10 protein-coding genes are annotated in these 12,926 nt (G+C 43.7%); 1 reads left to right on the forward strand and 9 read right to left on the reverse strand.

Going from position 1 to position 12,926, the window contains the following annotated elements:
• The gene (locus BUB08_RS10740; protein WP_245820193.1) at positions 1-954 is read right to left on the reverse strand and encodes a bifunctional metallophosphatase/5'-nucleotidase; all 954 of its coding nucleotides are present in this window, start codon (positions 952-954) and stop codon (positions 1-3) included.
• On the reverse strand, positions 905-1,669 hold the full coding sequence (locus BUB08_RS10745; RefSeq protein ID WP_083570701.1) for a 5'-nucleotidase C-terminal domain-containing protein: 765 nt from the start codon (positions 1,667-1,669) through the stop codon (positions 905-907). The genes BUB08_RS10740 and BUB08_RS10745 overlap by 50 nt, the downstream gene beginning before the upstream one ends.
• Before the next feature lie 140 nt (positions 1,670-1,809).
• Between BUB08_RS10745 and BUB08_RS10750 the strand changes: the two genes are divergently transcribed.
• Positions 1,810-2,802, forward strand: coding sequence for an N-acetylmuramoyl-L-alanine amidase family protein (locus tag BUB08_RS10750; protein ID WP_217651594.1), 993 nt, complete (start codon positions 1,810-1,812; stop codon positions 2,800-2,802).
• A gap of 360 nt (positions 2,803-3,162) precedes the next feature.
• Here the strand turns inward: BUB08_RS10750 and BUB08_RS10755 are convergent, their stop codons facing one another.
• From BUB08_RS10755 to BUB08_RS10785, 7 genes are all read right to left on the reverse strand, one after another.
• Positions 3,163-4,311 carry an MFS transporter gene (locus BUB08_RS10755; RefSeq protein WP_073001573.1) on the reverse strand — a complete coding sequence of 383 codons (1,149 nt, stop codon included), beginning with the start codon at positions 4,309-4,311 and terminating at the stop codon, positions 3,163-3,165.
• Positions 4,312-4,432: 121 nt separating this feature from the next.
• Positions 4,433-5,440: a metallophosphoesterase family protein gene (locus tag BUB08_RS10760; RefSeq protein WP_073001575.1), complete on the reverse strand. Its 1,008-nt coding sequence runs from the start codon at positions 5,438-5,440 to the stop codon at positions 4,433-4,435.
• 27 nt (positions 5,441-5,467) lie between these two features.
• Positions 5,468-6,826: a glycoside hydrolase family 28 protein gene (locus BUB08_RS10765; RefSeq protein ID WP_073001577.1), complete on the reverse strand. Its 1,359-nt coding sequence runs from the start codon at positions 6,824-6,826 to the stop codon at positions 5,468-5,470.
• A gap of 73 nt (positions 6,827-6,899) precedes the next feature.
• Entirely contained in the window at positions 6,900-8,174 is a 1,275-nt protein-coding gene (locus BUB08_RS10770) for a hypothetical protein (RefSeq protein ID WP_073001579.1), read from the reverse strand.
• A complete protein-coding gene (locus tag BUB08_RS10775) occupies positions 8,167-9,396 on the reverse strand; it encodes a purple acid phosphatase family protein (protein WP_083570702.1) in 1,230 nt (409 codons plus the stop codon). The genes BUB08_RS10770 and BUB08_RS10775 overlap by 8 nt, the downstream gene beginning before the upstream one ends.
• Positions 9,393-10,775, reverse strand: a complete 1,383-nt coding sequence (locus BUB08_RS10780; RefSeq protein WP_073001583.1) for a hypothetical protein — start codon at positions 10,773-10,775, stop codon at positions 9,393-9,395. The genes BUB08_RS10775 and BUB08_RS10780 overlap by 4 nt, the downstream gene beginning before the upstream one ends.
• Positions 10,776-10,852: 77 nt before the next feature.
• On the reverse strand, positions 10,853-12,823 hold the full coding sequence (locus BUB08_RS10785) for an FG-GAP repeat domain-containing protein (protein ID WP_083570703.1): 1,971 nt from the start codon (positions 12,821-12,823) through the stop codon (positions 10,853-10,855).
• Between the last annotated feature and the right edge of the window lie 103 nt (positions 12,824-12,926).

The following is a 12,926-nucleotide window of genomic DNA, read 5'->3' on the forward strand; positions in this document are numbered from 1 at the left end:
TCAGTATATATTTTGAGCAAATGCGTTTTTCTGTATTTTGCCGGCCCTTTCAAAAACAAAATCAATGTGCCCCATCATTAAACCACCCCACCAGGCCTGATTGACAATTACCGGATTTCCGTTTTTGTTTTTCAACGTGAGCGGTTCTTCCAAAAATGTGTGAGTATGCCCGCCGACTATCAAATCAGTTAAAAAAGTTTCGCTGGCAATTACCATGTCGCTTACTCTTTTCTCGCGGTACTTTAACCCAAGATGCGACAAGCAAATTACCAAATCACATTTTTTTTCATTTTTCAGAAAGCTTTCCATTTCCCGGGCAACAGGTAGCGGGTCGCGATAAACCGTGTTCCCGTAGTTTCCCTGCAAAACAAGTCCGTCGAGCTCAACGCCCAACCCGTAAACCCCGATTTTAATTCCCGATTTACGGAATATCTTCCAGCGCGGAAACTTACCGGCAAGAATCGTATCTGAAAAATCGTAATTTGAATTAATAACCGGAAATTTTGCATTAGGCAAAGGCTCCAGCAAACCTTTCAATCCGTTATCGAACTCATGGTTTCCAATAGTGCCGGCATCATATCCGGCAGCCGACATTACCTTCAGCATCAGTTCCCCTTTGAAATAATTAAAGTAAGGTGTTCCCTGAAACATATCACCGGCATCCAGCAACAGTGTGTTCGGGTTTTCCTGCCTGATTTTTTTGGCCATTCCGGAAATACGGGCTATTCCACCTTTTCCTACGTAACGAGGATTCGTTCCCTCAAAAGGTTCGATGTGCGAATGCAGGTCGTTGGTATGCAAAATGGTGATGGTAACAAAATCGTCTTTTGCAAAAGAGTAAAGAGGCGTTGCCCCGAGAGCGAAACCTGCTGTTCCTGCGCCTATATTTTTCAAAAAAAGTCTTCTATTCATAAACAATCCTCCCGTCTGGTTTTGCAGAAATCTGCCGGCCATTATCAAGCTCTTTCTCCAAATGGGCAATAATCACATCGCGAATTTTCACGTTCCCAGCAACAAACTCTTTTCGGCGCGTAAAAACGTCAAACCCGTCGCCACCAGCAGCAACGTAGTCGTTCGTTACTAACCAGTAAAGTTCTTTTTCGCTTAGCGGCTTTCCTCCAATTTCAACATTGGCAGCTTTGTTTTCAGAAATTTTAAACCGAATTCCACCCACACTGTTTCCTCCGTTTTCAGCAACATAATTCAAAAACTCCTGCACCTGCTCTCCCGAAAGCTGAATAAAAACAACTTCATTTTCGAAAGGCATCAGCTCAAATATATTGTGAACAGTAATTTCTCCCCGGGGCAAAAAAGTTCTGATTCCACCATAGTTGAGAAAGGAAATATCAGGACGGATGTCTTTATTCAAACCGGCAGCAATTTCCGCTCCTTCCTTCAACATCATATCTGCCAGGAAATTGGTAAGACTGCTTTCCGGCCTGTCTTTCACCATTTCTTGTTCTGAAACGGAAATAACCCGCGACATGTCCTTTTCCAGCACGCTTTTATACGGGAGATAAATCGAAACAAGCTGACTATCGAGCGGAACAGCCGCATTTACAACTTCATGGTTACTTTTTTTTAACGAAGTTGTAACGTACTGTGTTTTACAACTCCAAGCCAGAAGAAACCAAGTTATTAACACTATGTAGCTGAAAGATCGTTGCATTAGAAAAACATATATTTAAAAGTAACTGTTATTTTAGCCTAAAGTTTGTTATTCATCAGATGAAACAGGTAAAAAGAACAAATATGTTCGAGCCAAATCTACATATAAAAAAATATACCGTCATTTTTTTAACATTTTTTTTGGCAGGCACTGTCAATTCATTTTCTCTACTGGCACAGCCTACAGAAGTTGTTGCCCAAAAAGGGGATGGAATTTATCGGTTACTTACCCGCAACGGGCTGCCTGCAACGGAATACATGGAGGCATTTATTGAGCTGAACAAAGAACGGCTGGGCCCGGACAACTCGCTCTTTGCCGGAAGGAAATACAAACTTCCGGGAAGGAAGGCAGAAGGCACGCTAAAAGCGTCAAAGCCTTTAACTAAACCCAAGGGTCCAACCCGCAATATCGAAATTTTCGGAAAGAAATATGCTGAAGTTGAAATTATTGACGAGCAGTTAAAAGGTGCTGTTTTCCATCTGGTTGCCGGGCACGGCGGCCCAGACCCGGGAGCAGTTGCAAAATATGGAGACTGGCAGCTTTGCGAAGATGAATATGCCTACGATGTTACGCTCAGACTGGCCCGAAATTTAATTCAGCACGGCGCAACTGTTTATATGATTACACGTGACAAAAACGACGGGATTCGCGACGAAAGTTACCTGAGACCGGACAAAGATGAAGTTTGCTACCCCAACCAAAAAATTCCGTTGAACCAAATCCGCAGACTACGACAGCGAACCGATGCGGTTAACGACCTGTACAAAAAACATCGCGGAAGCTTTCAGCGAATGGTTGCCATCCATGTCGATTCACGAAGCCACGGAGAGAATATTGATGTTTTCTTTTACCACGATAAACGAAGTAAAACAGGAGAAAAAGCTGCGCACATTCTAAAAAATACCTTTCAGCAAAAATATGATCAGCACCAACCGGGCAGAGGATATAGCGGCACCGTTTCAACAAGAAATTTGTATGTTGTAAAAAACACCTATCCCGTTGCAGTTTATATCGAACTGGGAAATATTAACCATCGCCGGGATCAACAACGGTTTATTATACCAAGCAACCGGCAGGCCCTTGCAAACTGGCTTTTCGAGGGATTGGTCGAAGATTATAAAACAAATAAGTAAGTACGTAATTTCTTAACTTCATTTCAATCAATCATTTCCCCGTCGAAAAAAAACCGAAAATATTTTTTCCAATTTTCGTTCAAAAATTTGCTAAAAAATATTTTAATATTATATTTGTGATGCAATACGTCCTGTATTGCTTGTGTGTTTGGGGGTTAACATTAATAAAGGGCAGCTGTTGAGCTGCCCTTTTCTTTTTATCACAATCCTGGCGAACCTCATTTCAACGAAATCAGTTTTACTCTTGAGAAGTAGCAAAAACCATCATATTTAGAGTTGCCAGCAACTACGTCTGCACACAAATCAAACCTGTCAACATTTTCAGACATAACAGTGTCGACGAACCAACAAAACAGTTTTCTATTTCCTTTTTACATACAGCGAAACCCAAAGGATATAAAGCATGCAAAAGCCGATTACAAACACACTGGCAACCGGTGAAACAAATGTACTAACCAGCCCTACAATCGGAGGGATCACGGCTCCGCCTGAAACGGCCATAATCAGCAATCCGGATATTTCGTTAGAGCGCTCAGACATTTTCTCCAGCGCAAGAGAAAAAATAACCGGGAACATGCTCCCTGCACCAAGTCCGGCAACAAAAATAAAAACAAACGCAACCAGGTAGGCGGGAGCCAGCAACACACCGGCAATTCCTACAAGCGCAACCAGTGCAATCAACAAAAGGAAAGGACGGGGCTTTATCCAATTCAGAACTATAGCTCCGGTTAGACGGGCAACAGTTTCTCCTGCAAAAAACACGCTAATTCCGATGGCTGCTTTTTCAAGGGTCAAATCGAATCTGGCAATCAGAATATCAGCAATATTGGTGTTTATGGCGACTTCAGCCCCTACTATCATAAAAATTGACAAGGCCATTATCGCCACAAAACGATTTTTTAAAAGCCCGAAACACGATTTAAAAGAAGCCCGCGATTGCGTAGATTTTGATTCAGCAATAGGTGTGGCAGCAAGCCATGCTGCAGCCAACACAGATATCACTCCGTAAACCGCCAGTACCAGTTTCCAATTATCGAAACGAATGGCTAAAAAAGTAGCAAGTAGCGGGCCGGCAAACGAAATTATTGCTTTTATAAACTGGCCGGCACTCAAAAAGCTGGGCAGTTTTTCTTCGGGCGAAACATCCTGAAGTAACGGATTGGAAGAAACCTGAATGAGCGTATTGCCAACTCCCAATAACAAAAACGAAGCAAACATCATTGCAAATGAATAGTGAACAAACGGCAATCCAAGCCCAACCGCCTGAATAATCATCCCTGCGTTCAGCATATTTCGTTTACCCAGTTTATCCTGCAGTATTCCGGCAGGAACCGAGAGGACGAAGAACCAAAGCAGAACCATCATCGGTAAAAACTGTGCTGCAAAATTGGTCAGTTCAAAATCTTGTTTAATATAGCCGGTTGCAACCCCGATTATATCTACAAACCCCATCACAACAAATGACAGGAGTACGGGAAGTAGTTTGTTCCAGTTGGTTTTTTGTTTCATCTCACTAAATTTATAAATTTTCAAATGTATTCGATGGAACTCGCATGGTCTTGATTATACATGTTTGTGAAACATAATTACATGCTCGTTTCATTGTAAATGGTTTATTATTGGATTAAAATTATTGTTCTTTCGGGAAAAACGTCTCTGGCCAGTTGCACTGAAGCTCCGTTGTTCCTTTCATGTTTCGAATCCAGGTATCAAATTCGCGCCGGCCTTCTTTTAAAACGATAATGCGCCCTCCGGCCAGCGGATCGTCTGCTCCTTTCATTACTTTGCTAACCCGGCCATACGCCAAAGCAATATTGTAATGAACTCCGATATAATCATTTATATGATCGTGCCCGACAAAAGTGCCCATAACATCGCCACATTCGAGCATGGCGGCAAACATGCCGGTATTAATATCCGGACTGCATTCGTCTTCGTTTTTTACTCCCACAGGCGCAACCGATTTATTGTTCCATGCCGCAGTGTATTCGGGCAGAGGAATATGAAAAAACGCAAGCGCAGGAACCGGTTTCCCATTATTAACCCGGGAATATTCCGCACTTTTATCGCGGTACCACATAATCTGCGAATAGTCGAACCAGCCATATCCGTCAACCACAGGCTGCAACGTGCTTCGCGAATGAGAATCAAAACAATACAGCAGCGCTGATACCTGACTGCTTTGGCCGTAAACCGGCAAAATAAAGTTTGAATTTCCGGCAATTCCGCCCACATCGTCATTCAAACAGAAAGGGAGTTCTTTCAAATAACCGGCAAGACTTTCACGCGAAAAATCATGCTGGGAGTCATGATTCCCAAAAACCACTGCCCACGGAATTTCAAACTCACTAAATAGCTCAGCAAAAAGATCGTAACCTTTCACAGGGTTTGCCTGGGTAACAATATCACCGGTAAGAATAACGAAATCGGGTTGTTCTTTTTTCAACACCCCCCGAACAATTTCATAGACATCCAAGTTGGAGTTTTTGTCCATGTTTATGTGAGTGTCTGTAAACTGGGCAATTTTAAATTCGCCGGAGCTGTCAAATTTCAGTGCATTTTTATTTTGGCCCAATGCACAAAAGCTGGACACAAAAAAGGCCAGAAGCAGTGCATTTCTGATTGGATTTTTAATCATGAGTTATCGGGTTTCTGTTTTAATTTTTCAGTTCGTTTTTTCGGATGAATTATCACCTCCTATTTCAATATTATTCCACTCCAAATCAACAACATTTGTAACCAAGGATTTTTCCCCCGCTGTTTTAATTTTAATATTTTCGAAGACCACTTTTCGGATGGGCTTTTCGGGCAGGCCAACTAGGCTAACTGCTTTTTCGGCAGCAACGTTGCAAATCAGATTTTCGATGCGAATATTTTCAAACGACGACGGATAATTGCCTCCGCTGTAACTGTGATACTGATTGGTAAAACTGATTCCGGTTTGGGTGCTGTCTATCTGAATTCCGTTAACAAAAACACTTTTTATGTATCCGCCCCGGTCTTTATTCGATTTAAATTGAAGGGCATATTTGCGCACCTTTTTAAACGAGAGATTCGAGGCGTACACATTCTCAATTCCGCCTGAAATTTCACTGCCAAAAGAGATACCATGGAGGCAGCCGTCGGAAGAGCTGTTGCGAACCACAATATTTTTGCTTGGGCTGTTAACCCGCCAGCCGTCCTGATCGCGACCCGACTTAACAGCCACAAAATCATCTCCGGTGTTGAAATGGCAATCTTCAATTAAAACATCCGTAGAAGAATCAATGTCCACCCCATCGTTATTAATGAACTTGCTTTCCACCCGAACACCACGAATGGTTACATTGCTGCAATACGTGGGCTGAATAAGCCAGAAAGAACCGTTTGTTACGGTAACTCCCTCCAGCAAAATATTTTTACAATTGATGAAATGGATGAGCTGCGGACGCAAGAAACTCCCTGCACCAAAAATCCGCTCATTTACCGGCGCCCCGTTGCGGCCCATTTCCCGCAATTTATTCTGAGCGGGTTTCTGCCGGCTCCGCCAACTTCTGAAACTGTTTTCAGCAAGTCCATTACCGTCAATCACTCCATTGCCCGTAATAGCAATATTCTTAGCATCTTTCGCATAAATAAACGGAGAATAATTCCAGGCTTCGGTTCCTTCCCACCGCACCAACACCACCGGTAAGTAATCTTTGGAATTTTGACTAAAAAGCAAACGAGCTCCGTCTTTCAGATGCAAATTCACATTACTAAGTAAAACCACCGGGCCTTCGCAAAAGTATATTCCGCTGTTTAGCACCACCTTTCCACCGCCTTTTTCAGAGCAGGTTTTTATTTTCTTGTTGATGAAATCATTCCAGTTTCCTTCGTTCAAATCTGCTTCTTTTACTTCAAAAATGCGCTCTTCAAAAACAGGCTCCGAGATATTTTCGAGAATACGAGTAACGCCCTCATAAAAATCTGTATTGCCCGGGGTCTGCGAAAACCCGGATAAACAAAAAAGCAAAAACAAACTTACCGGCAACAAGCTTTTCATTATTAATTCTTTTTTGGCAGTTCAACAGATAAAGTTAGCAGACAAAAGAAAAATCCCCGTTTTCTCATAAAATTCAGACAGGAAACCGTTGCTGCGCGCCGGCCAGCTCGTCGTGAATAGAAATGGATACCAAAGCCAGCAGAGCAATAAAAAGCAAAATTGACAAAAACAATAGTCTGTATTTTCCATAATGCATTGCATGCACCTTAATTTCTGCAACAGACATATCAACTTTGCTTAGTAACAGAAAAATTACAATAAAATTAACCACATATAAGTGATGGTTCAAATGAAACTGACCTGCAGAAACTCCGGTCACCACATAACTCATGAAAATATAAACTGCGAGATACCCTGCGAATAAATATTTAGCCCGATTTTTTTCACCTGAATATGCTTTGCGAACGAAAAAAAACCAGGCAGAAAAAATGCCAACAACCAACACAAAAGCAGCAATCCAACTGGAAAGATTTGCCAGATGTTCAACATTCTGAATATCTCCAAAGCGATTCACCAAATGGGAATATTGTATTGATTCCCGGAAAACAATTAACGGGATAAATGCCACAAGAAAAAATAATGCAGATTGGTTTTCCCAGCGCTTTGGAGGCTGCTCTGTTTTGGGCCACTCCGAAGTAAGAACAGTATAAGCCATGGCTGTTCCGCCAAAAAATCCGATACTGTATTCCATCACATTCCACATGTTAAACTGTATCTGCAACACCGTTCCAACTGTTTGCAAAAAGTTGCCGAAGGCGAACCCAAAACCAGCGCCGAAAGCAGTAAACAGTGCTACCCGTAACGACGAGTTGAACCCGTTGCGAGCCATGTACCACAACATGGCCAAACCTCCGCCGAGGCAAAAAGCCCAGGCTTCGGAACGGGGCGGTGTCATTAAAACGCCTATTTGCTGAACCAGAAATCCGTAGGAAATCAAACCTCCTGCAACAACTTCGGCCATCAGGCTTGCCCACTTCACTTTCTTCTTTTCCGACGATTCCAGGCACAAACCGGTAAGCCCGCCTCCCAACAATCCAAATAAACCGCCAATTACAAACAACATGAGCAATCCGTAAAACACATTTGGAAAATCGTTACTTCGCCCAAAACCCACAACACGGCCGTAACTTATCATTCCGGTAACGCCCCATCCAATGGCAGACACCATCGCTATGGGAAACAATTTCCGGTACCAGTCGGTACGCTGCGACATCAACACCAATGCCAACGCACCAATACCGCCTGCCCACGCAGCGCCCTGTTCATGTCCAAACTGACCTCTTACTGCCCAGGCAGTACCGAGAGACATGCCTACTATTAAAACACCGATCCATTGCGATCTATTCATTTTTTTTCAATTTAAATTCATCAAAAAGGTCACCGTCGGCAGTAAACGACTGAAAACCGAGCTCGTTTCCGTCGATAGTTATTACCTGGTACAATTGTTTAAATGCGCCGGAATACTCCATCCACGCTTTGTCTCCGGCTTCGTACATTTTCGGGCCGCTTACTGATACCACGTACATCACTTCGTGTCCGTTACCCGGACTATCGGTAGTTCTTCCTCTGCCATAAGAATGATCGTGCCCGGTTAGCACCAAATCCACTTTATGTTTTTCAAGAATAGGTTGAAAATGCTTGCGAAGTAATTTGTTATCTCGGCTCTCCTTTGGGGAATAAAACGGCAGATGCGTGGTTACAATTACCCACTCTTTTGTGTTGGTCTGCAATACGGAATCGAGCCATGCTTTCTGCGCCTGCAGCGCGTACCCGTCTTCATTTTCCAGTTCCGAATCTGCTGCAGAATCAAAAGAGATGATCTTCAAATTTTTATAGTTGGCCGCATAGCATGTCCCCTCCAATCCCTTCGGCCCGTTTGTCGGCAATGTAAACTGTGCGTTCCAGTGAGGATCGAGAATAAGGTCGTTGTAATCGTGATTTCCAGGAGTCATCAACTGAGGCACCGTTCCGTAGATGAACGAACCGGCCAAAAACCATTCGTGCCATTCAGAATCTCTTCCTGCACGATTTATAAGGTCTCCTGCATACAACATAAATGCACAATCGGGACTATGCATAAAAGCCTGCCTGATTACCCTCGCCCACCGTGATTTCAAATCAGTTTGCGGGTCGCCAAAATAAAGAAACGAAAACCGGGACGCATCTTCAGAAGGCGTTTGAAACTGAAACCACTCACTCCAACTCTTGTCTGTACCAACCCGGTAAATATATTTTTGTCCCGGTTCCAGCCCGGTTAACCTACAAGAGTGATGATTGGAAACAACCTCAGCCTCTCCATACCACGAATAATTTCGGGTAACGGTTTCTGCCGGAAAAACCACGCTGGCTTTATTGTCAACAATCGGCCCCGCTTTCTGCAATTCAACAATAGCCGAGTTCACTGTTGTATCAGTTCGCCATGTTACCGCAGCAGATGTTGACGGCTCTTCTGTAAGATTCAGAATAACCCTATCGGGGACTGGAGACGGAGCATTTACCTGTGCCAGAACTAAACCGGCCTGCAACAAAAAAAAAGAGAACAATAAAAAGCAACGAAGACAACTCATCATTTAATTTCTTTTTTCAGAATTATTGAAGTAACCACAACTGCATTAACAATAAAAAACAGATCAACAAAAAACCTGCGGCAGATGACCTCGCAAAAATTCATTCCGGAAATCGACAAACTTCCGGAAAGAAGCGCCAAACGCAACAGCGAAATGCCGATACACGACCAAATCAGCAGCAAAAAGAGATTTCTTATACTGTTCTGCTTTCGGCTAAAATAGACTGTGAGCAACGCCACAATAGAGGTCATCAGAAACACCCAAAAGAAATGCATTGTAAACGGATCCCACGGATTTAGTCCGGGATAAAAATCGCGAACCAGGTCGATGGCAGCATGACAAAAAGTAAGTGTTATACCAATCTGCCAGGCAACCTTCGGGTAGCGCATTATTACAAGAACAAACAAAATTCCGTAAAAAGCGTAGTTTACAGCAATTCGCGCAATTGTTCGCAGCAGGGAGAGCAGAAACCCGTCGTTGCCTACTGCCCCGTCAACAAAAGGCTCCAGTAAGTTTGGAATAAGCCAGAAAACCAATAGAGCCACAAAAAACAAAAGTCCCAACTCTGTAACCACAGATAAAGGAGCAGTTTCTTGCACGTCTTCATTTTTTAAATTAGCATGAATAGCTTTTCTGCTCTTCCAGGCCGCCAGCCCCAGCGAAGCGCCCAACAATAATCCGAAAGTAAACTCCATGGCTTTCCACCAATCTTTGTAAATCGTATCAGGCAAATTACTTCCCAAAACCATCCAGAAACCGCCAAGGCCAAACCCAAGCCCACCGCCAATCATTCCATAAAATGCAAAACGGGAAACCAGTTTAAAATCAGCCGATTTAATTTTATACTTTAAATAAACGATGAGGGCAATTGCGCCAAACAACAACGCCGCCCACGATTCGGCTCGCGGTTTCTCCGGACCGGAGAAATACAGGATTTTCGGATCGTTTATCAGCTTAAACCCGAGGACAAAACCCACCAGCATAAGCAGCAGCCCGTAAATTATGGTCTTTTTTGGAACACGCCGATACAAAAATCCCAAAGAAAACACAGCGCCACCAAGCAGTCCCCACACTGCCCCTTTTAGCGTTGTGCCGGCGGTTCCCCACCAGACAGTGTCAGCATGTCGTAAAAAGCCGAGCGTTTGTCCGTAGGTCATTTCTCCGCCAATTCCAATTCCAAAAACGCCAAAAACCACAATTATTGAGGTAATTGCTGCCGGAAGTTTCAACAGCAAACAAATACACAGGGCTACCATAGCGCCGGGAATCATGGCGCCAAACGGACCACCGCCAATGTGGCCGCGCAACCCCCACCCCAACATCATGGCCAGCGCAGGCAAAAGCACAAACATCCATCGCGAAATCTCATTACTTTTAGTCATATTTTTAAGGTTAAATTAGAAAATCTGGCTATCGGTTATGGGAAAGCCGGACAAACACTCTCCGTCCGGCGCATATTTTAATCTTGCGATAAGTAGTAGAAATTTCCGTCTTCTGCGCCAATCAGTAGTTCGGGCAACTTGCTGTTTCCCCAGTCAACAATGGTTGGTGAAGTGGTGTGCCCTGCAATTTTCTTGTCAGACAAAGTTCCCCGATGATTGAAATGCACTTTCCCGTTTTCGGTTTTTACATTTTCAAAAAGCGAGGCATTCCTGCTGTTAACAATCAAATCGAAATCGCCGTCACCATCCCAATCAGTAAAGCACAGTTTCCGGCGGCCACTTCCGCCTGCTTCCCTGTTATTTAGCCTCAGTAGCCCGGATGATTCATCTTTAACATTATTTCCGCCATCGAATACCGACCCGTTTTCTCCGTAAAAAATTCGTTTCCCCGGCATTAACTTTCGGATGCCGTTTTCCATATATCGTTCATAAAAGCTCAGGTAACCTTCGGTATCAAGCATAATCAAATCGGTGAGCCCATCATTGTTCCAGTCGATGGCATACGGTGTAGTCCGCCATTGAGTAACCAACTGATTTGGTTCGGGATTCCACCAGTTCCATGCAGGCTTTGGCGGATTTTCGCCCAACTCTGCCGTTACAAACCGGGCATTTTCCAGCACCGGTTCTGTTTTGGTTCCAACATTTTTGTACCATACAATTTTCCCAAATATGGAGTTGGCAATAATATCTTGCAGCCCGTCGCCATCCCAGTCGGCAACCGACAAAGTAGTGTATCCCCATTTGGCTTCTGCCGGCCCCTGAATGGAGCCATTTTCTCCGGCCAGAATTCGAATGGGTTCCCCTCCCGCTTTCAGATAAACAGGCTTGTTCCATTTAGGAGGATTACCGCCATCCAGATTTTCGATAAACCCAATATATCCGGCCGAGTTCCCGGTTATCAAATCCAGATCGCCATCGTTATCCCAGTCCACAGCAAAAGGAGTAGCCAATGCACCAAACTTTACCAAATCAGCCTGTTGCTGAAAGTAACGAGGCGATGCGAATACCGGCATACTGTTTTTCACTTCTCCGGTGTTTTCAATAAACGCAACTCTTCCGTCTTCATCTCCTACTATCAAATCAAAGTCTCCGTCGCCATCCCAATCGACTGCAGTGGGCACAATCATCTGAAGATCCATCTTTATAATTCCGTCTTCGTTTTCCAAAAATCTTCCTTCGGCGTAAACAGGCTCCTCTCTGCTTCCAATATTCTCAAACCAGGTCAGCTTATCAATAAACTCCCCGCATATGATATCCAAATCACCGTCGTTGTCAAAATCCATCAAGTTTGGAGATGGAGCTCCATAGACATCAATGGGCTTACCTCCAGCCTCAATTTTGCCTTTACTTACATATTCTCCATCAACGTTTTCAATAAAAAAAACATAACCGTGCAACGGCCCGTTGGTCCAGTTTCCCTGCTCATCAAAGGCGTTGTCCCAGCCGTAATCGCCCCAGTCGCTTATGCCTGCAATCAAATCCTGATCGCCGTCGCCATCATAATCCACATACTTCCACTGACTGAAACGTATCTTTTTGAATTCACTTTCAATTTGTTTTATGGGAAATAACTCTACAGGCTCACTCAACCCTTTCTTCAGAAAATCCTTGTATTCCACGCCACGCCCGGTAACTATCGGCGCGCCGTTAACATAGGAAACCTGAATATTTTTATCGCCTTTTTCAATTTTTATTGGCGGCGCAAACACGGGCATTTTCTCCCCTTTTCCCAAAGTATTTTCGAAGAAGTAAGTACCGTTAAACGGAGTGTCCGGACAAGAAACTACCAGATCCATGTCGCCGTCGTTGTCGTAGTCCATGGGTAGCGGCCATCCCCACAACCCTACTCCCAAATCAACCACCAATCCGGGATTATTGTATTTCAACAACTCAAAATCAGCACTCTCATTTTCTGCCGTTTGAAAAGGCCGGCAACTCCATAAAAAGCCAATAATTAAAAACAAGAAAACAAAACCAACCTTTTTCATCTCATTAAAATTGTACGTTTTCAAATGTATTTATCTCATTCTATCGTCTATCTCAAAGGTATTCGATAGAATTCGCAAGCTCACTTCGATGGAACTCGTTTTT

This window comes from Mariniphaga anaerophila, assembly GCF_900129025.1.
GTDB lineage: Bacteria > Bacteroidota > Bacteroidia > Bacteroidales > Prolixibacteraceae > Mariniphaga > Mariniphaga anaerophila.